Here is a 25,427-nt window from a genome sequence, read left to right as displayed (position 1 = left end):
ACTGCTATGATGCTTTCCACCACCAAGGGGCATTAATCATGTGTTCAACCGAGTCGGAACAACAACTGGAAGACAAGCTGATTCAGCAACTCGGCACATTGGGCTATGAATACATCGACCTCCCCAATGAAGCCGCGCTGCTCGCCAACCTGAAAATCCAACTCGAACGCCACAACGGTATTCACCTCTCCGCCAGCGATTTCAAGCAGGTGCTAAACCATCTGGACAAAGGCAGCGTCTTTGAGCGTGCCAGAACCCTGCGCGACAAAATGGCCTTGCGCCGCGAAGGTGCAGCAGAAATGCCCGCCTATTACCGGGTGGAACAAGCCAACCAGCCTTCCAGCAGCAGCGAAACGGTCTATCTGGAATTCATCGACCAGCTTGAATGGTGCCAAAACCGCTATCAAGTCACCCGCCAAGTGACAATGGACGGCAAATACACCACCCGTTACGACATCACTCTGCTGATCAATGGCTTGCCGCTAGTGCAAATCGAACTCAAGCGCCGGGGCTTGGAACTCAAGGAAGCCTTCAACCAGACCAACCGTTACCAACGCCATTCTTACGGCGCGGGCGTGGGGTTGTTCCAGTACATCCAGATTTTTGTCATCAGCAATGGGGTCAATACCAAGTATTACGCCAATAACCGCCAGCAGTCGTTCAAGCACACCTTTTACTGGGCGGATAAGGACAATAACCTGATCACCCCGCTGGAAGCGTTCAGCAAGGCGTTTCTGGAAAAGTGCCACCTGTCGAAAATGCTCACCCAATACATTGTGCTCAACCAGACCGACAAGGTGCTGATGGTGTTGCGCCCGTACCAGTATTACGCGGTGGAAGCGATCATCGACAAGGTAAAAAATAGCACCCATCACGGTTACATCTGGCACACCACGGGTTCTGGTAAAACCCTGACTTCCTTCAAAGCGGCGCAGATATTGGTCGGTTTGCCGAAAATCCACAAAGTGGTGTTCGTGGTCGACCGCAAGGATTTGGATTACCAGACCAGCAAGGAATTCAACGCTTTTCAGGCAGGCAGCGTCGATGGCACGGACAATACCCACAAGCTGGTCAGCCAGTTGACGGATGATACCCCGCTGATTGTTACCACCATCCAGAAGCTCAATACCGCGATTACCCGCGACCGTTACAAAGCCCGCACCGATGCGCTGAAAGACAAACGCATGGTGTTCATTTTCGACGAATGCCACCGCAGCCAGTTCGGCGATACCCACAAGCGCATCACCGAGTATTTCACCGATTACCAGATGTTTGGTTTCACCGGCACACCGATCTTTGCCGATAACGTCGCCAACAACCACTTGGGCAAGCGCACCACCAAAGACCTGTTTGAAGAATGCCTGCACCAGTACGTGATTACCGATGCGATCCGCGATGAAAATGTGCTGAAGTTTTCGGTGGAATACGTCGGGCGTTACAAAAACAAGGACAGCGAAACCTACCGCGATATTGAAGTGGAGGACATTGATACCAAGGAATTGCTGGAGTCCGACAAGCGCCTTAGGCCGATTGTGGATTACATCCTCGCCAACCACGAGCGCAAGACCCATAGCCGCGATTTCACCGCGATGTTTTGCGTCAGCAGTGTGGAGGTGCTGTACCGCTACTACCAGTTGTTCAAGGAAGCGCAGGCCGGGAGATCGGATAAGTTACGCATTGCCACTATTTTCAGTTACACCGCCAACGAAGACGACAAAGATGCCAACGGTTTGCTGGATGATGACCCGTTAGCGGGGGAGGGTGCTGCGCCCAACTTGCACAGTCGCGAAAAGCTGGATAATTGCATTGCCGATTACAATGCGCTGTTTGGCAGCAGCTTCAGCACCAAAGACAGCCAGTCGTTTTACAACTATTACAACGACATTGCCAAGCAGGTGAAGGATCGCAAAATCGACATCTTGCTGGTGGTGAATATGTTCCTGACTGGCTTCGACAGCAAGACCCTGAATACCCTGTATGTGGACAAAAATCTCAAGTTTCACGGCTTGATACAGGCATTTTCACGCACCAACCGCATCCTCAACGAAGTCAAATCGCAGGGCAATATTGTCTGTTTCCGCAACATCAAGCAGGCTACCGATGACGCCATTACCCTGTTTGCCAATAAGGATGCGAAAGAAACTATCATCCTCAAGCCGTATGAAGATTACGTCGCCGATTTCAGGCAGGCGCTGGATGAACTGAAAGCGCTTGCCCCCACGGTTGAAAGTGTCAACGAGTTACCGGATGAAAAAGCCCAGTTCGAGTTCATCAAGGCATTCCGCCAACTGATGCGCTTGCGCAATGTGCTGGAAAGTTTCAGCGATTTCGACATGGCGGATGTGGGCATGGCAGAGCAGGAGTTTGCCGACTACCGCAGCAAGTACTTGGATTTGTACGACACGGTGAAAACTGAGCGCCAGACCGAGAAGGTTTCCATCCTCAATGATGTTGACTTTGAGCTGGAGCTGATCCACCGCGATGAAATCAATGTCAGTTACATCCTGCAATTACTGGGCAAGCTCAAGGACGAAAAAGACGACGGCGAACGCCAGCGCCAGAGCAAGGCCATCCTCGATATTGTTTCAGGCGATGCGCGGCTGCGCAGCAAGCGTGAACTGATCCAGAAATTCATCCACGAAAACCTGCCGAACATTACTGACTCGGCGGCGGTTGCCACCCATTTCAGTGCCTTCTGGCGGGCGGAATATGACAGTGCTTTGCAAAGCTTGTGTACCGACGAAGGGCTGGAGCCGGAAAAGGTCAAGACGATCATCCGCGACCATGTGTTTACCGAGCGCGAACCGCTGCGCGATGACGTGATTGACGCCATGACCACCAAGCCGAAGATTCTCCAGCGCAAAACGGTGGGTCAGCGGGTGCTGGACAGGCTCATGGCATTTGTACGGACGTATATTCACGACGCACCGGCGTGAAGGGATGTCGTCGCCCGCTTATTTCACGAAATCGTCCAAGCTGAGTGCAAAACTCACCGCCTGATCAACCTCTTGCAACTTGCTGGCGGAGAGTGTGGTGATCAATGCGCCCAACTTGCCTTTCTGCACGGTCTGGATGTGGTCAAAATTGATGGCGCAATCGCGGGGCATTCCGTTTTTGGTGCTTAAGACCACTTCGCTGGGGATGTCCCGAATCGTGGTGGTAATTGGCGCGATGGTGACTTCACCCAAATGTGGGATCACATCCGAACGGATCAGGATCATGACCGGGCGGCGTTTGTCCGGTTCTTTGAAGGTATACCAGCGGATTTCCCCTCGCTTCATTCATCACCCCACGCCTGCTCGTCTTCCCATACTGAAAATTCGTCGGCGGTAACAGGGTGGCGACGGTAGCCTTCACGGTGTTTTTCCACTAGCTTACGTTGGTGATAGAAGGCTATCGCCATCCGTAAGGCTTCGCGGGTAAACGCTGAACGGTTAGTCCGGGTTTCTTGGACGATCTGATCCAGTTCAGTAACAAGGTCGTCGTCGAAAGTCATTTGTACGGTGCGCATATCGGCCTCCATGTGGATAGTTATAGCTATACTAATCCACATGCATTGGTAAATGCTACGAAAGCCGAGCCAGTGGTTGGTGGGGACTCATGAAGGGCAGGTTAAACTCACGGTTTGGCTAGCTTTGCTTTGCTCTTCCGGTGTTGCATCAGCGGCTGCGGTAGCCGCACTCAAGGTGAGTTGGCAGTGGGCAGGCGGGTTTTCACCCAGCGAAAGGTGGGAACTGTCCGCGTAGCGCAAAATGCCCGAACCCTCTGGGTCAAGCATATTCCACGTCAAAGTTTTGCCTTGCATTGCCGTGGCAGCAGGTAATGGCAACAGAAAATCCAACATCAAGCGCTGGTCAGCAGTGACCGTTAATGTGTATTCCTTGGCTTCGGCGGGTTGGATCGTTTGCCCATCCAACTTCAGTTGGGTGTAGTAACCCATAGGACGCAGGTCATGCAATAAGCGCCCACCAATTTGCTGCAAGGTTTGCTCACGGTGTTCCGGCGACATGTCTTCGTCTTCCAGCATGGCTTTGGACACATTTTCATCGTTCAGCCAATGCATTTGCAAGCCGACCAACTCACCTTGGGCATTGGTTTTCAGCGCGGTATCAACGCTGATCTGGTGATGGAAGTCGTGCGCAAAACTGGGGGCCGAACACAAAGCCGTCAGGGCAAAGACCCCGGATAAAACAAACTTGTTCATGGAAACTCCGCGAATGGATTTAAGTTTTGTGGGCAAAGCGTAAGGCCAAGGTCAAGACGGCACTGGCTGTTACCCATGACCCCAATACCCGCACCGCAATGCCTTCCCACAGCTTAGACAGGTAAAAACTGAAAACACTCAAGCCCAGCAGCAAAGCGCAACTGCTAAGTGCCGAGCCTGCCAAGGTCAGGTAGATTTTATGGGCGGCAATGCCGGGTAACACCGTCGGGACAGTATCCAGCCCAATCACCGTGCTCGCCTTGACCACCAATAACCACACCAACCAACGTGGCAGCGGGTAAGCCACCACCGCCAACAGCCCCGCCAATAAGGCCACGGCCAACAAAATCAGGTTATTGTCAAACGGGAAGGGATTGCCATACACATTGCTAAGCAGTAGCCCTGCCACCAAGGTCACGGCGAAACTGGGGAAATCCAGTGTCCAATGCCGCACGCCTTGTTGCCCCAACAACAACCCCAGCGCCACCAACACGATCAGGTGCGCAGGTGTCAGTAAGGGGTGTAATGCCCCCGCCACCAAGCCATACATCACAATAGCCCGAGCAAGAAAGCGACCCCAATCAGGCTAATGACCGCCCCGCCAGCGCGGACAGCCACATGCCCCGCTGACCATTGCACCAACAAGCCCACCGCAATCCCACACAAATGCAGCAAACCCGTGGCAACTACAAAACCTACGCTATACGCCAGCGGATTCGCCGCTTGGGGCAATTCTGCGCCGTGGGCATAGCCGTGGAAAATCGCAAACACCCCGACCAAGACTGCCGCCACCCACAACGGTGGTTTTGCTGCCAGCGCCACCATCAAGCCAAGGACAATCGCGGAAACCGCAATCCCCGTTTCCACCGCAGGCACAGGAATACCCATAATCCCCATTGCCCCACCAAAGGTCATTACCAACGGGAATACCACCGGCAGCAACCAAATCGCAGGCCGCCCGAGGAACGCGCCCCACAGGCCAACCGCGACCATTGCCGCAATATGATCCAAGCCGTTTAATGGGTGGGTAAAACCACTGGCAAAACCGCCGCCGATTCCGCCGCCGGTGTGGGCAAACGCCACCGAGGTCGTCCCCACAAACAGGGCAAGCAACAATCCAGCCGAAGTGATGAAACGCATAGCTTTAATTCCGTATAGGGTTGATGGCGTAACTATAGCTGATCGCCTACCAGTCTGCGCAAGGATTCAGGCAGGTAATCGCGGGGGTGTTATTCAAATGCCTAATGTGACCTTTCGTCGGGTTTTTCCCTGCCGCGCCAGATATGCAGTTGATTCCTGACTAGTATTCAGGGAATAAGAAGTTCCACGTCAAGGAGGATGCTATCCTATGAAACCGTTGCAGACTGCGAGGCTGCTAGGTGTCTTCAGCTTATCCGCTGTTGTTACCTTGTTGGTGAATTGCCAAAAAGCCGATGTAAACCAAACCCCGGAACCACAAGCCAAAGCGGGTGAGCCGGTATGTTCGACCATTACCCAATCCAAAACTAAAAACTGTACCCTTGAATCAGGGGCGAATGGTTCTAATACCCTTAACTATTCCCTGACTGCTAGCCGTCAAGCGGTCAAAATTCCTGTGGAAAACGGTAGCCAGCCTGCGCTGACCATGAATGACGCGCTGGTTTACAACGACAGCCTTATTCCTGAGCGCTTGGAACTGCGCCGGGGTGATGAATTGCGCATCAGCTTCAAAAATATGCTGACCATGCCTGCGGACGGGCGTTTTGATGCCTTGGGTTCACACGATCCGGCGGAAAATCTGCCTGACATGAAACCGCAGTTTTCTAACCTGCATACCCACGGTTTGGTGACGGCTTGGGATTTCAAAGACAATAAGAACGGGCGTGGTGACAATGTGCTGGGCATTTTGCTGGATTCCAAACAGCAGCAGTTGCCTGCTGGGGTTAATCCTGCCGATGTGTGTTCCACCACCGGGGATAGCGTCCCCTACCGTTACCCCATCCTGCCTGACCATGAAATTGGCTTGAACTGGTATCACCCCCACCCGCACGGCACGAGCGGTTTTCAGTTGGAAGGCGGCATGTCCGGTTTGCTGATGGTTGGGGATGAACAGGCTGAAAAGCTGCTGAACCCGGTTTATTTGCAGTTGAAAGACATGCAGTCCAGCAAGCAACAGGCGGCAAATACTTACCAGTTTGAAAAGTTTGTCCCAGCAGTGGCAACCATTTGCCACGACAAAACCAGTGATGACGAATGGGCGTTTGACAGCGATACACCGGGGCGTTGCGATTACCATTCGCAGGCAAGCAAGCAGGCATATTCGTGGTTGTTCTTGGTCAACGGTCAACTTTTCCCCAGTGTGGATGTGCCGAAAGCAGCGTATTTGCGTATCGCCAACAGCAGTGCCAATGCCACTTACCGGCTGGTGCTGGAACCGGATGCTGTCCAACAGCAAAAGCCCGGTACGGAACAAACCTATTACACCCCGCCGTTTAAAGTGGTGGAAAAAGACGGTATGACAACCATCGACAAGTCGCTGACTGATGTGCAACAGGTTTGTACGTTGGCGATGACGCCCGCCACACGGGTCGGGGTTGCGGTCGATTTTGAGGCAGTGGCAGCGACTGGCTCGGCGTGTGAACTCAAAGTGGTGGTAACGGAAAAGGATGGCAATAAAACCGTCAGTTACGACGTAAAACACACCGTGCTGGATGACAGCGGCAAGAAAAAGCTGGCGGCACAAGCAAAGATTGCTTCCTATAACCTGACGCAAGAAGGCATTGATACCGGCGAAGATGATTGGCCTGCGGTGCGTTTGGCAAAGTTGACGCCCAACGACAAGCTGCACGGTGTTGATCTGGACGCTTACCAACTGGCGTTGAAGAATGCCAAGAAACCCACCAATGTCGCCCATGAGGATGTCAGAGTACCGGATGATGCTTGCACACCTAGCCAGCCGGTGGCTGACAAGGATGGGGTTAACCGTCATCTGGCCTTGTTCTATGGCGGGACAGAACCGGATGCCCAAGGTGAATTTACCAAAGAGCATTTTGGTTTAGTCGCAGCGGGTGAATTGAATGAAGGTGCGCCTGTTACTGCCGATACGATCCAGAAATGGCGCGTCGAGTACCAAAGCCAATTTGCTGACCCGGCGAAAGCAGGGCAAAGCTACAACCTCGACAAAAAGTTGCAGGAATACGGCGTTCCCAACCTTGTGGCAGATGCGCTGAAAGGCTTGGTATCCCATAAGTTCCGCATTGAAAAGACCGGGGTGATCAAAACCAATGTGTGTACCCAAACCAGCCACAAACCGGAGCGCTGGCGCGTCCATAACCTCTCGGCGCAGATACACAATTTCCACATCCACCAGATGAAATTCCATGTGGTAGGGGTGAAAGGTGCGGCATGTACGTTACCGCCGCAGGGCGATACCCCGGTCAATGCCTTCAGGTTGGTGGACAAGGATGGTTACTTGCCTGAAAACGTGGGTGATGCTGATCTGGTGGAAGGCATGGATGAGCAATGCGTGAAATCGTATGCCGAGCTGTTCCACAATGTCCCGGCTAGCTTCAAGTTGGTGGAACGCCAAGTGCCGGTAGGGACGACAGGGACAGCGGCAGCACCAATGGTAATGACCGCGCGGGTAAAGCCCGTGGAATACGGTATGCATGACACCTTCCCGGTTCCGCCGATGGGTTACATTGACATTGATGTGCTGTTCGATAAGCCGGAACAGGTGGGCGAGTATGTGTTCCACTGCCACATCCTTGAACATGAGGATGCGGGCATGATGGGCAAACTCGTTGTCAAACCGGGCGTCTGATACGGGAGGCGGGCAATGGCACAAGGCATTTCCATCCATATTGGCCTAAATGCAGTCGACCCTAGCTGCTACGATGGTAGTTGGACAGGGACGCTGGTGGGGGCGGTACAGGATGCCGAAGATATGTATGCCATTGCCCAATCCCAAGGGTTTCAGGCCAGTAAGTTGCTGGGGGAAGCTGCTACCCGTGATACGGTAACGCAGGCAATCTTTCAGGCCAGTACGGTCTTGGCGGCAGGTGACATCCTGTTGCTGTCGTTCGGTGGGCATGGCGGGGTAATCCGCGATGTATCCGGCGATGAAGCGGATTACCAAGATGAAACGTGGTGTCTGTACGACGGACATTTGCTGGATGACGAATTGTATTTGCTGTGGAGTAGCTTTGCTGCCGGGGTACGTATTTTGGTCATTTCGGACAGTTGCCACAGTGGGACGGTTACACGCGAGGCGTCTATCGGGACACCGCGTGCCATGCCGATGGATGTCGCCTTGGCAACATGGCGTAAGCAGCGGGATTTTTACCTCAACCTGATGAATGGGGCTGATGCCGATAAGGCAGTGCTGGCAACGGTGCGCCTGCTGTCTGCCAGCGCGGAAGGGGAGTTGGCTTACGACGGTATTTATGGCGGTACGCCGAATGGCTTTTTCACCAAAACGCTGAAACAGGTGTGGGATGACGGGCATTTTAGCGGTAACTATGCCAGCTTTTTCGGGCGGGTCTATGATTTGATGTATGTTTTCCAGCCGCCGGAACATTCGCTGATCGGCGTGCCAGATGTGGGGTTTGATCAGCAAAAGCCGTTTCAGGTTTAGCTGTACTGACTATCCAAGTCTATGTATAATCTCCGCCTTTTTAGCAACCTTTAATCTGGAGCCTAGGCGAATATGTCTCTGAGTGCAGAAATTAAGGCTGGTGTTGTTGAACAATACCGCCAATCAGATACAGATACCGGGTCCCCGGAAGTGCAAGTAGCGCTGTTGACAGCACGAATCAAGCACCTGACGGACCATTTTTCAACCCACAAACATGACCACCATTCCCGCCGTGGTATGTTGGCAATGGTAAACCAGCGCCGTAAGCTGCTGGACTACCTCAAGCGTAAAGACTTGGGGCGTTACCAGAAGCTGATCCTGAGCCTTGGTCTGCGCCGCTAATCAGGTGCTAGCCGACGAAACACCGCCTTTGTGCGGTGTTTTGTTATGTATAAAACGTCACTTATTATCATTCGTCACGCAGGAAGGTTGTTGATAAGGGTTTTGGGGCAAAACCTGTTGCCTCCCAAAATGTTTCTCAACAGCCTGCCCGTGACATCTCACTGTAAATAATCTCTAAGGAAAAATAACGTCATGGCAAAAATTACCAAGACATTCCAGTACGGGCAAAACACCGTTACCATCGAAACGGGTGAAATCGCCCGCCAAGCTACCGCCGCCGTTATGGTCACAATGGATGACACCAGCGTATTGGTCAGCGTTGTAGGCCAAAAAGCAGCCGTTGTAGGCCGCGATTTCTTCCCAATGACGGTTGATTACCAAGAAAAATTCTACGCAGCAGGCCGTATTCCCGGTGGTTTCTTCAAGCGCGAAGCCCGCGCGACAGAAGATGAAACCTTGATTGCCCGCCTGATCGACCGCCCTTTGCGCCCACTGTTCCCGGATGGCTTCACCAATGAAGTGCAACTGATTGCTACTGTGGTTTCCATGAACCCGGCGGTCAGCGCGGACATTCCAGCGCTGTTGGGTGCTTCTGCGGCAATGGCGCTGTCTGGTATGCCGTTCCAAGGCCCTATCGGTGCGGCACGGGTTGGCTACCGCGATGGCGCGTACTTGCTGAACCCTTCCAAAGAAGAGCTGAAAACGTCTGGCCTTGATCTGGTGATCGCGGGTACAGAAACAGCCGTGCTGATGGTTGAATCCGAAGCTGACGAGTTGAGCGAAGATGTCATGCTGGGCGCGGTCATGTTCGGTCACGAACAGATGCAAGTGGCGATCAAAGCGATCAATGAATTGGCGGCTGAAGTGGGCAACCCAGCTTGGGATTGGACTGCGCCAGAAGCGAATACTGCGCTGGCAGATGCCGTTGCCGCAGCGTGTGACGCCGACTTGGTGGAAGCCTTCCAAATTGCTGATAAGCAAGCGCGTTACGCACGCATCCACGACATTCTGGATGCAGTGGTTGAGAAACTGGCTGCGAAAGAAGGCGAAGCTGGTTTCAGTGCTGACGACATTAAAGGCGAATTCAAAAACGCTGAAAAGAAAGTCGTGCGTGGCAGTATCCTCGATGGCAAACCGCGTATCGACGGTCGTGACCTGCAAACTGTGCGCCCGATCACCGTGCGTTTAGGCGTGCTGCCGCGTGCCCACGGTTCCGCACTGTTTACTCGTGGTGAAACCCAAGCATTGGTTGTTACCACCTTGGGTACTGAGCGTGACGCGCAGGTGATCGACGCAATTACCGGCGAGTACAAAGATAACTTCCTGTTCAACTACAACTTCCCGCCGTACTGCGTGGGTGAAGTAGGCCGTTTCGGTTCCCCTAAGCGCCGTGAAATCGGTCATGGGCGTTTGGCTAAGCGTGGCGTGAAAGCCATGATCCCGCACACTGATGATTTCCCATACACCATCCGTTGCGTGTCTGAAATCACTGAATCCAACGGTTCCAGCTCAATGGCGAGCGTGTGCGGCAGCTCCCTGTCCCTGATGGATGCTGGCGTGCCGATCAAAGCCCCTGTTGCTGGTATCGCCATGGGTCTGATCAAGGAAGGCGAGCGTTTCGCTGTCCTGACCGACATCCTCGGTGACGAAGACCACCTCGGCGATATGGATTTCAAAGTAGCCGGTTCTGCTGACGGTATTACCGCGCTGCAAATGGACATCAAGATCAACGGCATCACCAAAGAGATCATGCAGCAAGCACTGACCCAAGCGAAAGCTGGTCGTTTGCATATCTTGGGTGAAATGGCGAAAGGTCTGGAAGCGCCGCGTGACGACATCTCCGAATACGCGCCACGTTACGTCACCATGAAGATCAACCCGGAAAAAATCCGCGAAGTTATCGGTAAAGGTGGCGAAACTATCCGTGGTATTACCGAAAAAACCGGCGCACAAGTTAACATCGACGACGAAGGTTTCATCAAAATTGCCGCTGTTGACGCGAAAGCCGCGTATGACGCACGCAGCATGATCGAAGCCATCACTGCCGAAGTTGAATTGAACAAGGTTTATACCGGCAAAGTTGCACGCCTGATGGACTTCGGTGCATTCGTCACCATCCTGCCGGGCAAAGATGGCCTGTTGCACATTTCCCAGATCAGCAATGAGCGCGTGGAAAATGTTACCGATTACGTCAACGTTGGCGATACCGTCAAAGTTAAGGTCATCGAAATCGACCGCCAAGGTCGTATGCGTTTGAGCATGAAAGAAGTGGGCGAAGGCGAGTAAGTTTTACTCCATCTCCCTAAAACAAAAGGCCCTTCGGGGCCTTTTGTCGTTTCTGGGGTCATGGATTGCTGCGCTTAATCCTTTAGCGCTTTTTCCAAGGTTTTACGGATCACATCTTGCTGTGCCTCATCCGTAATGCGCTCGCCGCTGCGGGTGGTGATGTAGAAAATATCTTGCGCCTGTTCCCCCAGCGTATTGATGCGGGCGTTATGCACGCGGATGCCCAAGCCATCCATCGCTTCCCCTAGCCGTGAGAGTAGCCCCGGCATATCCCCCGCGTTGATTTCCATCAGTGTCAGTCCTTTTTCGGCTTGTTGGCTAAAGATAATGCGCGTTACCACATTGAAATGGCGCAGGATGCGTGGCTTGCGGTGTACCGGGCGGCAGGGTTTTTCGCGTTCCAGATTCGCTTGCAAGGTGTCGGCAATTTGCTGCAATTCGCTGGGGCTGGTAATGACCTGATTGGCTGGCCCCAAAACGTGCAAGGTATACAGGTCGTGGCTGTCGGTAGTCGAAACAATCCGTGCCTGTACGACGTTGAGGTTGAGCTGTTCCATCGACGACAGCACACGGGTAAACAAATCGTCGCGGTCGCGGGCGTAAACGAAAATCACATTGCTGCTGCCCGAGAGGGTGCGGCGAATCTGGATAACTGTTGGATTTTCCCCGCCTTGGCGCAGGATGTGGCGGGTGTGCCAAATCACCGATTCGACCGAATGCAGTAAGTGGTAATCGCTGCCAAAGCGTTCCCACAATGATTGGCAATCGCGCTCGCGGAAGCCTTCTTGTAACAATTGTTCCAGTGCCGCGTGGCGTTTTTCTTCGATCAGCAGCGTGCTTTCGTGGGAAATGGCGGTGCGGTTGCGTAACAGGTTGCGGGTAGCGTGGTAAAGCTCGTGCAGCAGTGCTTGTTTCCAGCCATTCCACAGGGTGGGGTTAGTCCCGCGAATGTCGGCGATGGTCAGCAGGAATAGGCCGTCAAGGCGGCTTTGTGAGGCGACATGCTCGGCGAATTCTTGCACGACTGCCGGGTCGCTGATGTCCTTGCGTTGCGCGGTCAGGCTCATCAGCAAGTGGTTGCGTACTAGCCAGCCGACCAGCGAGGCATCGTGCAGGTTTAACCCGTGTTCGCGGCAGAACACGAAGGCATCTTTCGCCCCCAATTCGGAATGGTCGCCTTTGCGCCCTTTGGCAATGTCGTGGAACAGCCCCGCCAGATACAGCAGTTCCGGGTTACGCAAGGTGTTGAACACTTCCGCGCAAAACGGCAGTTCCTGTGCGCCCAACGCAGTGCTGTAACGCCGCAGGTTGCGCACCACGAACAGGGTATGCTCATCCACGGTGTACATGTGGAACAGGTCGTACTGCATCCGCCCGACGATATTGGCAAATGCGGGGATGTACGCTGCGAGAATGCCGTAGCGGTTCATCAAGCGCATCACAAAGGTAATGCCTTTGGGTTGGCGCAATATCTGGATGAATAACTGGCGGTGGCGTGATTGTTGGCGGAACCCGGCATCAATACGGTGCAAATTGTGGCGGATCAGGCGGATAGTATCCGGCGTCAGCCCCGTAACCCCCGGCGTCATCTGCAACAACAGGAACATTTCCAGCAGCGCGGTCGGGTAGAGCACGAACACATCCGGCGAGTTCACCGAAATCAGGTTGCCGCGCTTTTGATACCACTCGCCTAACATTTCTGGCGGTGGCGGATGCAAGGTCAGGATTTTCTGGCGGAAAATCCCCATCAGCATTTCACTCAAACGTTCCAACTCGGTAATGGTGCGGTAGTAACGCTGCATGAAGGCTTCTACCGCTGCATTATCGGTATCATCGGTATGCCCAAACGTATGCGCAAGATTACGCTGGTAATCGAACAGCAGGCGGTCTTCCTTGCGCTTAGCCAACTCGTGCAGGGCAAAACGGATGCGCCATAAGAGTTCACGGCCTGCCCGCAGGGTTTCAAATTCGTCGTATTCCAGCAGGCGTTTTTCATACAGCTCTTGCAGGGAAAATGTGCCGTATTCGCGCAATGTGACCCAGCCGATGGTCTGGATGTCGCGTAAGCCGCCGCGCCCTTCCTTGAGGTTGGGTTCGACCCGGTGTGAGGTGTCACCAAATTTGAGGTGGCGTTTTTGTTGCTCTTCCAGTTTGGCGAGGAAAAATTCGTGGCTGCTCCACATGCGTTCCGGCGCAATCGCGGCTTGCAGGCGCATAAACAGGCTGTCATTGCCGCTGAGGTAACGTGCTTCAATCAGGTTGGTGATGACGGTCAGGTCACGCTGCGCTTCTTCCAAGCATTCGTCGAGGGTGCGCACGCTATGGCCTACATCCAGCCCAATGTCCCACAGCAGGGTAATGAATGCGGAAAGGCGTTCGCGGCATTCCTCGCCCGGTGTTTCGGTCAGCAGCACCATCAGGTCGATGTCGGAAGCAGGGTGCAATTCACGTCGCCCGTAACCGCCGACCGCAATCAAAGTGGCACGGTTGGAAGAAATCTTGCTGTTTTCCCACAGGTGCTGGAGCAGCTTGTCGATGAATTCGGCGTGTTGCTGCAATAACTCCAGTATTTCACCCCCGGCGCGGAAGTTTTCGCCCAGCAGTTTGCGGGCATCGCGGATGGCTTGGGCGTAATCAGCAATTTTCAGCTCACTGCGTTCCAGCAGTTTATTCAAAACATCCAGCAGGGGGTTAAAGTGCATCATAGGGTTGAGCGCCAGTCTGCTTCTTCGCTGCGCAGGGTGAGGATTTCAAAACCGTTGTTGGTGACAAGCAGGGTGTGTTCCCACTGTGCGGAGAGGGAATGGTCTTTGGTGACGACTGTCCATTTGTCTGGCAATTGTTTGATGTGGCGTTTGCCCAAGTTAATCATCGGCTCAATGGTAAAGGTCATGCCCGGTTGCATGATGATTTTGTCGCTGTCTTTGCTGTAATAGTGCAGCACTTGCGGGTCTTCGTGGAAATCCAGCCCGATGCCGTGACCGCAATATTCTTCCACCACCGAGCAGCGCTGGCTGTGGGCGTAAGTTTGGATGGCGCGGCCTATGTCGCCCAAGGTTCCGCCCGGTTTGACCTGCATGATGCCTAAATAAAGGCAGCGCTGGGTCACTTCGCACAGGCGTTTTCCCGGAATGGTGGGTTGCCCGACGATGAACATCTTGCTGGTGTCGCCGTGGTAGCCGTCTTTGATCACGGTAATGTCGACATTAATAATGTCGCCTTTCTTCAAGATTTTATCGCTGGGGATGCCGTGGCAAATCTGGTGGTTAACGGAGGTGCAGATGGATTTGGGGAAGCCGTGATAGTTCAACGGGGCAGGGATGGCCTGCTGCACATTGGTAATGTAATCATGGCAGATACGGTCAAGCTCATTGGTGGAAACACCCACTTCCACGTGGGGCGCGATCATTTCCAGCACTTCTGCCGCGAGGCGTCCTGCCACCCGCATTTTCTCGATTTCTGTTGCTGTCTTGATCTTGATGTCCCGCTTCTTTTCGGTCTTCGCCATTTGCCGCACTTCCTAAGTAGCACTTAAAAGCGTTTCATGGTATAAAGCCGCCGCGCTAAGCGCAAATTGTTTTACTGATTGTTTTTTAATTCACACATACATCGACACGTCGCGCAGGGTGCTGGATGAGTTTCATCTGGTTGCGTTGATGGGATGTATGGAGGCATAACCCACAGGAGACTGACAATGCCTAAAGTTACTATGCGCCAGATGCTGGAAGCAGGTGTCCACTTCGGCCACCAAACCCGTTACTGGAACCCAAAAATGGGTCCGTACATCTTCGGCGAACGCAACAAAATTCACATCATCAACTTGGAACAGACCCTGCCAATGTTCAACGACGCGCTGAACGTGGTCGGTAAGCTGGCATCCAAAGGTGGTAAAATCCTGTTCGTCGGCACTAAGCGTTCTGCACGTGATGCAGTGCGTGATGCAGCAGTTGCTTGCAAAATGCCATACGTCAACCATCGCTGGTTGGGTGGTATGCTGACCAACTTCAAAACCGTAAAAGGCTCCATCAAGCGTCTGAAAGACCTTGAGAAAATGGCTGAAGACGGTACTTTCCAAAAGTTGGGCAAGAAAGAAATCCTGACCCTGACCCGCGAAGCTGAAAAGCTGGAACGCAGCCTTGGCGGTATCAAAGATATGCGCGGCCTGCCGGATGCTGTTTTCATCATCGACGTGGGCTACGAAAAAATCGCAGTGCAGGAAGCCAACAAACTGGGTATCCCAGTTATCGGCGTTGTCGATACCAACAACTCCCTGCAAGGCGTTGATTACATTATTCCGGGCAACGACGACGCGATCCGTGCGATCCAGTTGTACGTGTCTGCCACTTCCGATGCGGTTAACGAAGGCCACACCAGCGCTGCCGTTGCTCCACAGGAAATGGTCGCTGAAGAAACCACCACTGACGAGGCTGCTGCTGAAGCTGCCCCAACCACGGATGCAGGCGCCTAAGCCCTGTTGCCGTTGAGATAAGGAGTTATACCCCCTATGGCAATTACTGCTGGAATGGTTAAAGAACTGCGCGAACGTACTGGCGCAGGCATGATGGAATGTAAGAAAGCCCTGACGGAAACCAACGGGGAGATGGAAGCGGCAATCGACCTGATGCGTAAATCCGGTGCGGCTAAAGCTGACAAGAAAGCAGGCCGTATCGCCGCAGAAGGCCGCGTGGTCATCACCGTTTCTGACGATGGCAAACGTGCTGCGGTTGTTGAAGTCAACAGCGAAACTGACTTTGCCGCGAAAGACAGCAACTTTGCTGATTTCGCTAACGAAGTTGGCGCACTGGCATTGGCAAACGCGGTAGCAGACGTTGAAACCCTGTCTGCGATGGTGGAAGCTAGCCGTACTGCACTGATCGCTAAGATCGGTGAAAACATCCAAGTCCGTCGTTTGGTGACGGTTGATGCGGGTGAAGGCCAAATTTCATCTTACCAACACGGCGCGAAAATCGGTGTTGTTGTGTGCATGAGCGGTGGCGAAGGCGAAGTTGGCAAGCACGTTGCTATGCACATCGCGGCTAGCCGTCCGGTTTGCATCGACGAATCCGGTGTGCCGAGCGAAGTGGTTGATCGTGAACGCGAAATCCAAATCGACATCGCGATGCAAAGCGGCAAACCACGCGAAATTGCGGAAAAAATGGTTGTCGGTCGCATGAAGAAGTTCTTGGGCGAAATCACGCTGGTAGGCCAGCCGTTCGTCATGAACCCTGACCAAACGGTAGGCGACTTGCTGGCATCCAAAGGTGCAAGTATCAGCCAATTCATCCGTCTGGAAGTGGGCGAAGGCATTGAGAAGAAACAGGAAAACTTTGCTGATGAAGTAGCGGCGCAAGCGGCTGCGGCAGCGGGTTAAGGAACCCTCACCCCAACCCCTCTCCCATAGGTAGAGGGGCGAAGAGTGGAAGGGTTTTTGCGGAAAGGGGCACTGGTTGCCCCTTTCTTACGTCTGGGATTTGCTCAGGCGGCTAGCGGCTGTACCCGTTCTACGTAGCGGTTGAACAGCTCATTCGCACTGGTTTGCGGGGCATCGCCCAGAATTACGCCAGTGGGGGCGTAGCGGATAATGTCTTCGCGGGCGCGGATCAATTCTTCGTACAAGCCTGCGGGGTTTGTTACCTTGGGTAATAATTTTTGCACCCGTTGCAATTCGGTTTGCGCTAAGGCTAAGGTGCTTTGGAAAACACTGTTATCCAGTGGGCTGAAAAATCCGGTAATGCGCTGATGTTGTCCCGGTGTAAGCAGGCGGAATGCTAAGCTATGGGCGACGGGAGCGTATACGACCACGCCGATATTGGCGAATTCGCCCGTTTCCGTGTCGGGTTGGAAGCGGATGATATTGTATTGGAACGCTTCTTTCATGTGTTGAACTCCTCCCAAATAGCGCCAGTAGCGTCATGCTCCAACCGTTTTAGCACAGTTGTGCCGTCAAAAGAACCTGTGGCTTGGTTTTCGTCCAGCCATTCCTCTGGCAGTTGATCCCATGCTTGTTGCCAAGTGGCGAGTGCGTGTTGCATCTGTTGTTCAAACTGCTGTTTGTGCGGTTCATCCAGACCCCGTTGGGCGAAGGCGTGGCGGAATACGTGGGTTTGCCAGAATTCCGTCGCATCAAAGACATTGGGTAGGATGAGGTTGTAATCAATGGCGTGAAGGCTGGTCGTTGCTTTGTTCCACAATAAATTGGGGTTGCCACCAAGGTCTGAGAGGGTGCGGTCTTCATTTTGTACCCAGAAATCAAACAATAACACCGATTGTTGGATGTTGGCGGGAACCAAAGGGATTTCATCATGGCGGAGTTCGCTTGCTGCCAAAATCTGGCGGGAACCGACTGCGTAGCCTGTACCCAAATCATGGGCGGTATCATCACCGCTCGACCTGATCAGTACATCGGGAATTTCGAGTAGGCACATGGGTGGGACGGGCAAGCCGAATGCGGTTGCCAGATGGGTTCCCATCCATTCGCGGATGCGTTCACCTGTGGAAGCTGACCGACCTTTGACGTAATACACGTTGCCATCGTCGGCACGGCAAATGAAGGGGCGAGTTGCGCCTTGGTCGGTGCGGCGGATGATTTGGGTGATTTGCGGGGTGGTCATGGGGTGTTTCCTTTGGCTAATTGTTGTTGGAGTTCAGCCAGTTCGGCGTCGCGGCGGTGGTAGCCAGTTTCGTTGATCAGGCGTTCGGCTTCGGCGACGTGGTATTGAAGACCCTCACCCCCCGCCCCCCTCTCCCGCTGAGCGGTAGAGGGGGGGCAAGATGCACTTTCCCCAGTCTTAGCCCCTCGCCCGCTTGGCGGGAGAGGGGTTGGGGTGAGGGTTTCCGCCACCAACAACCGCGCCATCTCCAAATGATAATCCGTCAAATGCAGTTGCATCCCGCTGGGTTCGGCGATGTCGAAGACCTTTTGTAAGTCTTGCCGAGCGCGGGTGAATTCGTGTGTGTGGCGGTGCAGGGCAGCGCGGGCGAGCAGACCGAGTGCCACCATTTCTGCGTCTCCTGCTGCACGCAAACCAGCGACAGCCTGCTCCAGCCAGTGAAGACCCTCACCCCCAGCCCCTCTCCCAGAGGTAGAGGGGGGCAAGAGTTGTTGCAGGTGGGCGCGTCCGAGGGTGAGTTTTGGCAGTGAAAAATCCAGCAAACTCCCATTTCTAAAATGGTTCGTCCAACAATCCAAATCATATTCCGCCCGTTCCAACACCTCCGCAGTGCTGCCCTGCGCCAGCAGCAGGTCGCAGTAGCGGAAACCGGGCAGCGAATACAGGCGCGGGAACTCCGGCTGTCGTTCCTGCTGGAGTTGCTCCGCTTCCCGGAACAGGGCAAGGGCGGCGGCGGTGTCTCCTGCCTGATGCAGGGCATCGGCGTGGGTGGCGCGGAATCCCATACGCAGAAACATATCCCCGGACTGGTCGGCGTAGCGGCTGCTGCGTGCGCCGCTTTCCACCGCTTGCGCCACATCGCCGAGGGTGAGTTGCAGTTCGCTGAGGTTGCTGGCACCGATAGCTGCTTCTTTCCAATTTTTTTGCTTCACGGCTAATGCAACGTTTGCGGCCATAGGTTCTAATGCCTCATGTAACCGTCCCAATGCCCGTAAGCAGAAGCCTGCATAGCCTAACAACCTAAGTTGCCATATGTCAGGCAATTTGGCGGAAGGTTTTTTCCATACCTCGGTAAAAAAGCAGGCGATGGCGGCAAGGTCATCATTGAAAGCTCCAAGCTTCTTGACGTTATAAAATTCTTCTTTGCGCTCAATACGTGAATAATAAACTTCCGTTACCACCCGTTGATGTAAGCCTGCGGCACACCCATGTGTTACGGCATGGAATAAGGGGCGCATTTCCTCCAAAGTATCTGGGTAGGTTTTCTTAGGCAGGGCGTTGTAGTATTCATATAGTTTTTTATGTGCCTGTTGCCACGCTTTAGGTCGCTGGATTTGCAGTTGCTTGCCGAAGTACTCGCGGAGTAGCGGGTGGCAGTCGAGCAAGTCAGGACGACCTTCGTGTGTTGAGAGCAAACGATGTTTTTCACGCAAGTCACGAATAGCAACTTTCCAAGCCTTGAGCGGAATCTTATCCGTCAAACCGGGAATCTGTGCTTTCCATAACACTTCCAGCACTTCGGCCTCAATCGGGTGGTCAAACAAACTCAGCAAATACAGCAGTTGTAATTCTGGCGTATCTTTCAGCCATGTTTTATATGCCTGCATGACTTTGAAGGCGTGTCGTTCAACGTCGGTGTAGGCTTCTTCGCCAAACAACTCATCCAGTGTGTCGCGTTTGAGAATATCGCCATCCAGATAGATAGTGAGCGCATTGCCCAGCAAGTGCAGTGCCAGTGCATGACGACCGTATTCGTTTACAGCCTTGAGCAAAGCGGTGTCGCTACCTGTTACATTCAGGGATTTCAATAGCTTGACACCATCCTGCTCGGCAAGATTTTGCAAGTCATGAGAAATTACGACAGGTTGTGAATGACCACTAAGTTCGCGTATCGCAATGCGGGTGGTGATGATACAAAGGCTGGCGTGGTGCGCTGCCAGTGATTTTAACAAAGCACGCAGAGTTCGGTCTTTGAGTTCACCACGCAGTACCGCACTGGAATGTTGCAATGGCTCAAAACCATCCAGTATCAGCAAACAATTTTGCTGCCGCAGCAGATCAGCCAAATACTCGCCCATCTTTTCCGGCTGATTGGCAAAATCCGTGACCGTTTTTGATGGATCAAGCAAGTCAAACAAAAGGTTGTAAAATAGGGTTGCGCTAGGCTGCTTCTCTTCACTCGCACCTTGTGAATAGAAAGACCATGCAATCAGCTTTTCAGGGCGCACCTGATCCAGCCAGTAGCGCAGCATCTTGGTTTTACCCGTACCGCCGGGTGCTATGAATTGGATGATGTTGGTCTTGCCGTTTGTCCAAGCATCATTTAGTAGTTGTAGTTCGGCCTCACGTCCGAAGAATTCACCTTGAACGGTGGGCAGGCGGTCGATGCGGATGTTGCTGGGTGTTGGCGTTGCGCGTGAGTTTGCTGCCAACTCCTGCAAGTCTTTTTTTGTATCGCTGATAATTGCCTTGAGCCGCAACTTTTCCTCAAAACGGGTTTCTCGGTCGTATTCCTCATACAACCCCCTGAGTTTTCCCTGCAACCGCTCGCGGCGTTCCTCAATCAAGTCCGGCATCATTTTTACAATCCCTGCAAATCGCTTTCAGTCTGGTCAATGATCACCTTCATGCGCATCTTCTCTTCGACACGGGTTTCCAAATCGTATTGCTCGTATAATCGCCGCAACTTTTCCTGTAAGCGTACCCGTCGCTCATTATTGATGGATTGCATCCCTCTGCTGGGTATCGAGGTATTTTGTGTTGGTGCGGGAGCAGGTGCAACGCCGCCATTGGATACCAGTTTGCGCACCTGCCCTAGCGGTGGAGCTTGATATTCGGGTTGGGCTGTCAATACCCTGTACAGTTTATCGTAATCATCAGGTAGGCAGTAGGTTGAATAAGCTTTCAACGCTATCGGCACATTGTCCAAACTGTCATTCGCTGGGATAACCGGAATGAATTTGGTGTTGCGGTAATAGTGGTCATACAACGTTTGCGAAATGACCACGCCTTCAAACGTTACGCCGCGCCCACCTTCGGTTTCCTGCCCGCGATACCGCCGCAGGTAAGTTTCCGTGCAAACCATCAACACAAAATCAGCCGCTTCAATCTGATTTTCCATCCAACGCTGCCAGCCTTCCGGTGGAAAGCCGTTCACGTACAGGTCAATCAGGCAATCCAGCCCTTCACTGCGCAAACGGTCGGAAATACTGCGCACAAATTCGCGGTGCGCGTTTGAATCGTGGCTGTAACTGATGAAAACCTTGGTCATGTGAGTAAGTCCTGTTTTCTCGGGGCGTTAATTATGCTGTCTGTCATGACACCCTCACACATAAACATCATCATGGCTATCCCGCAATGAATCCTGATGCCCCCAGCCTTCGGTAGCATTTTTGACGATGCTGTACGCACGATCCCGGTACTCATCGGTTAGCTTTTTGAAGTCATTGAAAGCGTTACGGGCAACCGAGAACCGGGCTTAATGAGCTGTTCTTTGCTTTTCTGGGCAAGATGCTTTTTTAAATCGGTCAATGTGAAGGTTTGCTTGGTCATGTTTTCCTCGGCAATGGGTCAGTTCATACCGTCATTCCGGCTTGTTGCTTGAGTTCGGCTAGTTCTTTGTCGCGGCGGTGGTAGCCGGTTTCCGCGATCAGCTTCGCAGCGGCTTCGATGTGAGCTTGGAGAGAAATCCCCCCTAGCCCCCCTTTTTCAAAGGGGGGAACAGCAGACCCCGCAGCCTCTTGGCTTCCCCCTTTGCAAAAGGGGGATTGAGGGGGATTTTCTTCCTCCGCTACCAACAACCGCGCCATCTCCAAATGATAATCCGTCAAATGCAGCCGCATCCCGCTGCCGTCGGCGATGTCGAACACTTCCTGCAAGTCCTGCCGGGCGCGGGCGAAGTTACGGGTGTGGCGGTGCAGCGCAGCACGGGCGAGCAGACCCCACGGTAAACGAGTAATATCTCCTGCTACACGTAAACCAGCGACAGCCTGATCTAACCAGTGAAGACCCTCACCCCCAGCCCCTCTCCCGGAGGTAGAGGGGAGTAAGAGTTGTTGCAGGTGGGCGCGTCCGAGGGTGAGTTGATCCAGTGCAATGTCCAATAAACCAAGATGCTCTGTTGAAACTTTCAAAGTATATTCCGCCCGCTCCAGCACCTTCGCTGTGCTGCCCTGCGCCAGCAGCAGGTCGCAGTAGCGGAAACCCCACAGCGAATACAGGTGCGGGAACGAAGGCTGGCGTTCCTGCTGGAGTTGCTCCGCTTCCCGGAACAGGGCAAGGGCGGCGGCGGTGTTCCCTGCCTGATGCAGGGCATCGGCGTGGGTGGTGCGGTTGACCATGCGCTGGAACTGGAACATATCCCCGGACTGGTCGGCGTAGCGGCTGCTGCGTGCGCCGCTCTCCACCGCTTGCGCCACATCACCGAGGGTGAGTTGCAGTTCGCTGAGGTTGCTGACGTTGATGGCGGCTTGTTGCCAGTTTTCTTGCTTTGCGAATAAATCAACGGCTGCCTGCATCGGCTCCAGTGCCTCACGCAGCCGCCCCAAGGCGCGTAAGCCGAAGCCTGTCCAATTAAATAATTCTGCTTGGCGAGTATCTGACTGGTTTGGTGACGGTTTTTCCCAAGGGGTATCAAAAAAATGAGCAAGAGTCGCTAAATTATCACTGAATTCACCTAAGTTTCTCCAAAGGTAAAAGCATTCTTTTTGAATACGTTTCCAAAATACTTCGTCCCAAACTTGTTGATGCAACCCCGCTGCACACCCATGCGCCACCGCACTGAACAGCGGCTGCATTTCTTCCAACGTATCGGGCAATGGGTTCTCCGGCAGGGCTTTGTAGTACTCGTACAGCCGTTCATGCGCTTGCTGCCACGCTTGCGGCTGCTGCGTTTGCAGTTGCCCGCCGAAGTATTCGCGGATCAGCGGGTGGCAATCGAGGTCGCCGCCACTGTCATGCTGCGACAACAGGTGGTGTTCTTCTCGCAAACTGGCGATGGCTTCCAGCCATTCATCTTCATCAATGCCTGCGGTCAGGTGCGGAATCTGCGCATCCCACAGCATTTGCAGCACCTCTTGCCCGATGGGGTGGTCGAACAGCCCCAACAAGTGCAGCAACGCCAGTTCCGGCTCGCCCGCAAACCATTCCGCGTAAGCCTGCATCACCTTGAATGCGTGGCGGCTGTCTTGATTGCCCTTTGCTTTGACCAGTGCCTTGAGCGTATCGCGCTTGCGCACATCGCCCTGATGCCGCAGCCGCAACACATTCCCCAGCAAACTCAACGCCAGCGCATGAGCACCGTATTCACGCACCGCCTTGCCCAGTTCCGCCGCGCTGCCCGTCACCCCCAACGATTGCAGCAACTGGATGCCATCCGCCGCCGTCAGGTTTTGCAAATCGTGGCGGATGACGGTGGGCGCGTCGCGGTCACTGAGTTCATGCAGCGCAATCCGCGTGGTGATAATGCACAAGCCGCTCGGATGGCGGGTAAGCTGGCGCAGCAACTGTCGCAGTGCTTTGTCCTTGAGTTCGCCGCGCATCGCCGCGCCGCCGTGTTGCAAAGGCTCCAGCCCATCCAGCACCAGCACGTAGCGTTTGCCGTGCAACAACTCGGCGAGGTGGTCGCCCTTGTCCTCCTCCGACGCAAACCGCTCGCGGCTCGAACCCAGCTTGGCAAACGCATGGCTGAAAAACGGCGTGGCGGAAGTCTGCTTATCTTCGCTTGCACCTTGCGAATAGAACGACCACGCAATTAGCACCGGAATGTCGGCGCTGTGGTCAAGCCAGTGGCGCAGCAGTTTTGTTTTGCCCGTACCACCCGGCGCAATAAACTGAACAATGCGCGTTCTTCCTCCCCCTCGCCCGCTTCGCGGGAGAGGGGGCCGGGGGGTGAGGGCATCTTCCTGCCACGCCTCATCCAGCATTTGCAATTCCGCCACCCGCCCAAAAAATCCACCCTTAACAGTAGGCAAACGGTCGGAGTGGATGAGCGGCGATGACTGCCCATTCGCCGCAGGCATGGAACGGATTTCCCCCAATTCCGGCATTATGTACGCTGCCTGCCCGGTCAACACCCGGTAGAGCACATCATATTGGTTGGGCAGATGGTAAGTGGAATAGCCTTTCAGCGGCAAAGGCACATGATTAAGGTTGCCATTATCGGGGATGACCGGAATGAATTTGGCATTATGGTAATAGTGGTCGTACAACGTTTGCGAAATGACCACGCCTTCAAACGTCACGCCGCGCCCACCGTCTGTTTCCTGCCCACGATAACGCCGCAAATAGGTTTCGGTGCAAACCAACAGCACAAAGTCAGCCGCTTCAATCTGATTTTCCATCCAACGCTGCCAGCCTTCGGGTGGAAAGCCGTTCACGTACAGGTCAATCAGGCAATCCAGCCCTTCTTTGCGCAAACGGTCGGATAGGCCGCGCACAAATTCGCGGTGCGCGTCCGAATCGTGGCTATAACTGATGAAAACCTTAGGCATGGGGGCGTTTACCTTGGGCGGATAATCCGTCAGATGATACGGGATTTTTCCGCAACAATGAATCTGGCGCGATATTGGCTTGCCCCTTTTTCCTCCCACCTGTATAAATGCACCCAATTTTAATAAGCGTAGGCGAATCCATGTCAGCGACACCTTCCAGCCCCGAACCCCGTTTCCGCCGCATCCTGCTGAAGCTCAGTGGTGAAGCCCTGTTAGGCAAGCAAGACTCCGGCATTGACCCTGAAATCCTCTACCGTGTGGCTAGCGAAACACTGGCATTGCAACGTTCTGGCGTACAAGTTGCCGTGGTGATCGGTGGTGGCAACCTGTTCCGTGGCGCGGGTTTGGCGGAAAAAGGCATGGATCGGGTGCGTGGCGACCAAATGGGGATGCTGGCAACCGTAATGAATTCGCTGGCGATGCAAGACGCTATCGAGAAACTCGGCGGCAACTGCCGGGTGCTGACCGCGCTGGGGATTGATCAGGTCGGCGAACGCTATTCCGCCCACCAAGCCCGCCGTTATCTGGTACAAGGCGATATAGTCATCTGCGCGGCAGGCAGCGGCAACCCGTTTTTCACCACCGACACCGCCGCCAGTTTGCGCGGGGTGGAATTGCAATGCGATTTATTGCTGAAGGCCACTAAAGTGGACGGCATTTATGATGCTGATCCGAAAAAAAATCCTGATGCGAAACGCTTTGATCGGTTATCCTTCGACGATGCTATCCAACGTCAGTTGGGTGTGATGGACTTAACGGCCATGGTGATGTGCCGTGATAATAAACTTACCTTGGGTGTGTTCGATATGTTCGCACCGGGTGCGCTTGCTGCCATTGTAGGCGGTGAAGCGGTTGGAACTTTGGTTGAGGTTTGAATA

General features: G+C 53.8%; 21 protein-coding genes. 8 read left to right on the top strand and 13 right to left on the bottom strand.

Annotation, left to right across the window (positions count from 1 at the left end; all coding sequences use genetic code 11):
- Positions 1-38 precede the first annotated feature (38 nt).
- Complete coding sequence (locus tag PHE17_RS05935; protein ID WP_301014900.1) at positions 39-2,936, top strand: type I restriction endonuclease subunit R; 2,898 nt, start codon at positions 39-41, stop codon at positions 2,934-2,936.
- Positions 2,937-2,954: 18 nt separating this feature from the next.
- On the opposite strand, the gene PHE17_RS05930 is transcribed toward PHE17_RS05935, so the two are convergent.
- The 5 genes from PHE17_RS05930 to PHE17_RS05910 all read right to left on the bottom strand — a co-directional run bounded on the left by PHE17_RS05930 (position 2,955) and on the right by PHE17_RS05910 (position 5,344).
- Entirely contained in the window at positions 2,955-3,281 is a 327-nt protein-coding gene (locus PHE17_RS05930; RefSeq protein ID WP_301014899.1) for a type II toxin-antitoxin system PemK/MazF family toxin, read from the bottom strand.
- Complete coding sequence (locus PHE17_RS05925) at positions 3,278-3,511, bottom strand: ribbon-helix-helix domain-containing protein (RefSeq protein WP_301014898.1); 234 nt, start codon at positions 3,509-3,511, stop codon at positions 3,278-3,280. Before PHE17_RS05925 ends, PHE17_RS05930 begins: the two co-directional genes overlap by 4 nt.
- Positions 3,512-3,598: 87 nt before the next feature.
- The gene (locus PHE17_RS05920; protein ID WP_301014897.1) at positions 3,599-4,204 is read right to left on the bottom strand and encodes a DUF1007 family protein; all 606 of its coding nucleotides are present in this window, start codon (positions 4,202-4,204) and stop codon (positions 3,599-3,601) included.
- 19 nt (positions 4,205-4,223) lie between these two features.
- Positions 4,224-4,754, bottom strand: a complete 531-nt coding sequence (locus PHE17_RS05915; protein ID WP_301014896.1) for a HupE/UreJ family protein — start codon at positions 4,752-4,754, stop codon at positions 4,224-4,226.
- The gene (locus tag PHE17_RS05910; RefSeq protein WP_301014895.1) at positions 4,754-5,344 is read right to left on the bottom strand and encodes a HupE/UreJ family protein; all 591 of its coding nucleotides are present in this window, start codon (positions 5,342-5,344) and stop codon (positions 4,754-4,756) included. Before PHE17_RS05910 ends, PHE17_RS05915 begins: the two co-directional genes overlap by 1 nt.
- Positions 5,345-5,552: 208 nt before the next feature.
- Here PHE17_RS05910 and PHE17_RS05905 point away from each other — a divergent pair, with 208 nt between their 5' ends.
- The 4 genes from PHE17_RS05905 (at position 5,553) to pnp (ending at position 11,447) form a co-directional block, all read left to right on the top strand.
- Positions 5,553-8,006: a multicopper oxidase domain-containing protein gene (locus PHE17_RS05905; protein WP_301014894.1), complete on the top strand. Its 2,454-nt coding sequence runs from the start codon at positions 5,553-5,555 to the stop codon at positions 8,004-8,006.
- Between the two features lie 15 nt (positions 8,007-8,021).
- Positions 8,022-8,819, top strand: coding sequence for a caspase family protein (locus tag PHE17_RS05900; RefSeq protein WP_301014893.1), 798 nt, complete (start codon positions 8,022-8,024; stop codon positions 8,817-8,819).
- 72 nt (positions 8,820-8,891) lie between these two features.
- Positions 8,892-9,161 carry a 30S ribosomal protein S15 gene (rpsO, locus tag PHE17_RS05895; protein WP_301014892.1) on the top strand — a complete coding sequence of 90 codons (270 nt, stop codon included), beginning with the start codon at positions 8,892-8,894 and terminating at the stop codon, positions 9,159-9,161.
- 192 nt (positions 9,162-9,353) lie between these two features.
- Positions 9,354-11,447, top strand: coding sequence for a polyribonucleotide nucleotidyltransferase (gene pnp / locus PHE17_RS05890; protein WP_301014891.1), 2,094 nt, complete (start codon positions 9,354-9,356; stop codon positions 11,445-11,447).
- Positions 11,448-11,521: 74 nt separating this feature from the next.
- On the opposite strand, the gene glnD is transcribed toward pnp, so the two are convergent.
- Positions 11,522-14,152, bottom strand: coding sequence for a [protein-PII] uridylyltransferase (glnD, locus tag PHE17_RS05885; RefSeq protein WP_301014890.1), 2,631 nt, complete (start codon positions 14,150-14,152; stop codon positions 11,522-11,524).
- Positions 14,149-14,955, bottom strand: a complete 807-nt coding sequence (map, locus tag PHE17_RS05880) for a type I methionyl aminopeptidase (protein WP_301014889.1) — start codon at positions 14,953-14,955, stop codon at positions 14,149-14,151. Before map ends, glnD begins: the two co-directional genes overlap by 4 nt.
- Positions 14,956-15,141: 186 nt before the next feature.
- On the opposite strand from map, the gene rpsB reads away from it, so the two are divergent.
- Positions 15,142-15,915 carry a 30S ribosomal protein S2 gene (gene rpsB / locus PHE17_RS05875; RefSeq protein ID WP_301014888.1) on the top strand — a complete coding sequence of 258 codons (774 nt, stop codon included), beginning with the start codon at positions 15,142-15,144 and terminating at the stop codon, positions 15,913-15,915.
- Positions 15,916-15,951: 36 nt separating this feature from the next.
- On the top strand, positions 15,952-16,818 hold the full coding sequence (tsf, locus tag PHE17_RS05870) for a translation elongation factor Ts (protein ID WP_301014887.1): 867 nt from the start codon (positions 15,952-15,954) through the stop codon (positions 16,816-16,818).
- Between the two features lie 104 nt (positions 16,819-16,922).
- On the opposite strand, the gene PHE17_RS05865 is transcribed toward tsf, so the two are convergent.
- From PHE17_RS05865 to PHE17_RS05840, 6 genes are all read right to left on the bottom strand, one after another.
- A complete protein-coding gene (locus PHE17_RS05865) occupies positions 16,923-17,324 on the bottom strand; it encodes a DUF3037 domain-containing protein (protein ID WP_301014886.1) in 402 nt (133 codons plus the stop codon).
- Entirely contained in the window at positions 17,321-18,058 is a 738-nt protein-coding gene (locus PHE17_RS05860; protein WP_301014885.1) for a HipA family kinase, read from the bottom strand. Before PHE17_RS05860 ends, PHE17_RS05865 begins: the two co-directional genes overlap by 4 nt.
- A complete protein-coding gene (locus PHE17_RS05855) occupies positions 18,055-20,637 on the bottom strand; it encodes a hypothetical protein (protein ID WP_301014884.1) in 2,583 nt (860 codons plus the stop codon). Before PHE17_RS05855 ends, PHE17_RS05860 begins: the two co-directional genes overlap by 4 nt.
- Before the next feature lie 2 nt (positions 20,638-20,639).
- Positions 20,640-21,329 (bottom strand): SEFIR domain-containing protein, encoded by a 690-nt coding sequence (locus PHE17_RS05850; protein ID WP_301014883.1) that lies wholly within the window; start codon positions 21,327-21,329, stop codon positions 20,640-20,642.
- Between the two features lie 158 nt (positions 21,330-21,487).
- Positions 21,488-21,610, bottom strand: coding sequence for a hypothetical protein (locus tag PHE17_RS05845; protein WP_301014882.1), 123 nt, complete (start codon positions 21,608-21,610; stop codon positions 21,488-21,490).
- 23 nt (positions 21,611-21,633) lie between these two features.
- Complete coding sequence (locus tag PHE17_RS05840) at positions 21,634-24,549, bottom strand: SEFIR domain-containing protein (protein ID WP_301014881.1); 2,916 nt, start codon at positions 24,547-24,549, stop codon at positions 21,634-21,636.
- Positions 24,550-24,689: 140 nt separating this feature from the next.
- Here PHE17_RS05840 and pyrH point away from each other — a divergent pair, with 140 nt between their 5' ends.
- A complete protein-coding gene (gene pyrH / locus PHE17_RS05835; RefSeq protein ID WP_301014880.1) occupies positions 24,690-25,424 on the top strand; it encodes a UMP kinase in 735 nt (244 codons plus the stop codon).
- Positions 25,425-25,427: the final 3 nt, after the last annotated feature.

Origin of the sequence: Thiothrix sp., from assembly GCF_028714775.1 — a bacterium.
Classification (GTDB): domain Bacteria; phylum Pseudomonadota; class Gammaproteobacteria; order Thiotrichales; family Thiotrichaceae; genus Thiothrix.
The sequence above is the reverse complement of the archived record's forward strand: the minus strand, read 5'-3'. Positions and strand labels throughout refer to the sequence as shown.

Excerpts from the sequence above, each read along its gene's own strand:
- PHE17_RS05935 (WP_301014900.1), top strand. The coding sequence starts at position 39 with ATGTGTTCAACCGAGTCGGAACAACAACTGGAAGACAAGCTGATTCAG.
- PHE17_RS05930 (WP_301014899.1), bottom strand. The coding sequence starts at position 3,281 with ATGAAGCGAGGGGAAATCCGCTGGTATACCTTCAAAGAACCGGACAAA.
- PHE17_RS05925 (WP_301014898.1), bottom strand. The coding sequence starts at position 3,511 with ATGCGCACCGTACAAATGACTTTCGACGACGACCTTGTTACTGAACTG.
- PHE17_RS05920 (WP_301014897.1), bottom strand. The coding sequence starts at position 4,204 with ATGAACAAGTTTGTTTTATCCGGGGTCTTTGCCCTGACGGCTTTGTGT.
- PHE17_RS05915 (WP_301014896.1), bottom strand. The coding sequence starts at position 4,754 with ATGTATGGCTTGGTGGCGGGGGCATTACACCCCTTACTGACACCTGCG.
- PHE17_RS05910 (WP_301014895.1), bottom strand. The coding sequence starts at position 5,344 with ATGCGTTTCATCACTTCGGCTGGATTGTTGCTTGCCCTGTTTGTGGGG.
- PHE17_RS05905 (WP_301014894.1), top strand. The coding sequence starts at position 5,553 with ATGAAACCGTTGCAGACTGCGAGGCTGCTAGGTGTCTTCAGCTTATCC.
- PHE17_RS05900 (WP_301014893.1), top strand. The coding sequence starts at position 8,022 with ATGGCACAAGGCATTTCCATCCATATTGGCCTAAATGCAGTCGACCCT.
- rpsO (WP_301014892.1), top strand. The coding sequence starts at position 8,892 with ATGTCTCTGAGTGCAGAAATTAAGGCTGGTGTTGTTGAACAATACCGC.
- pnp (WP_301014891.1), top strand. The coding sequence starts at position 9,354 with ATGGCAAAAATTACCAAGACATTCCAGTACGGGCAAAACACCGTTACC.
- glnD (WP_301014890.1), bottom strand. The coding sequence starts at position 14,152 with ATGATGCACTTTAACCCCCTGCTGGATGTTTTGAATAAACTGCTGGAA.
- map (WP_301014889.1), bottom strand. The coding sequence starts at position 14,955 with ATGGCGAAGACCGAAAAGAAGCGGGACATCAAGATCAAGACAGCAACA.
- rpsB (WP_301014888.1), top strand. The coding sequence starts at position 15,142 with ATGCCTAAAGTTACTATGCGCCAGATGCTGGAAGCAGGTGTCCACTTC.
- tsf (WP_301014887.1), top strand. The coding sequence starts at position 15,952 with ATGGCAATTACTGCTGGAATGGTTAAAGAACTGCGCGAACGTACTGGC.
- PHE17_RS05865 (WP_301014886.1), bottom strand. The coding sequence starts at position 17,324 with ATGAAAGAAGCGTTCCAATACAATATCATCCGCTTCCAACCCGACACG.
- PHE17_RS05860 (WP_301014885.1), bottom strand. The coding sequence starts at position 18,058 with ATGACCACCCCGCAAATCACCCAAATCATCCGCCGCACCGACCAAGGC.
- PHE17_RS05855 (WP_301014884.1), bottom strand. The coding sequence starts at position 20,637 with ATGATGCCGGACTTGATTGAGGAACGCCGCGAGCGGTTGCAGGGAAAA.
- PHE17_RS05850 (WP_301014883.1), bottom strand. The coding sequence starts at position 21,329 with ATGACCAAGGTTTTCATCAGTTACAGCCACGATTCAAACGCGCACCGC.
- PHE17_RS05845 (WP_301014882.1), bottom strand. The coding sequence starts at position 21,610 with ATGACCAAGCAAACCTTCACATTGACCGATTTAAAAAAGCATCTTGCC.
- PHE17_RS05840 (WP_301014881.1), bottom strand. The coding sequence starts at position 24,549 with ATGCCTAAGGTTTTCATCAGTTATAGCCACGATTCGGACGCGCACCGC.
- pyrH (WP_301014880.1), top strand. The coding sequence starts at position 24,690 with ATGTCAGCGACACCTTCCAGCCCCGAACCCCGTTTCCGCCGCATCCTG.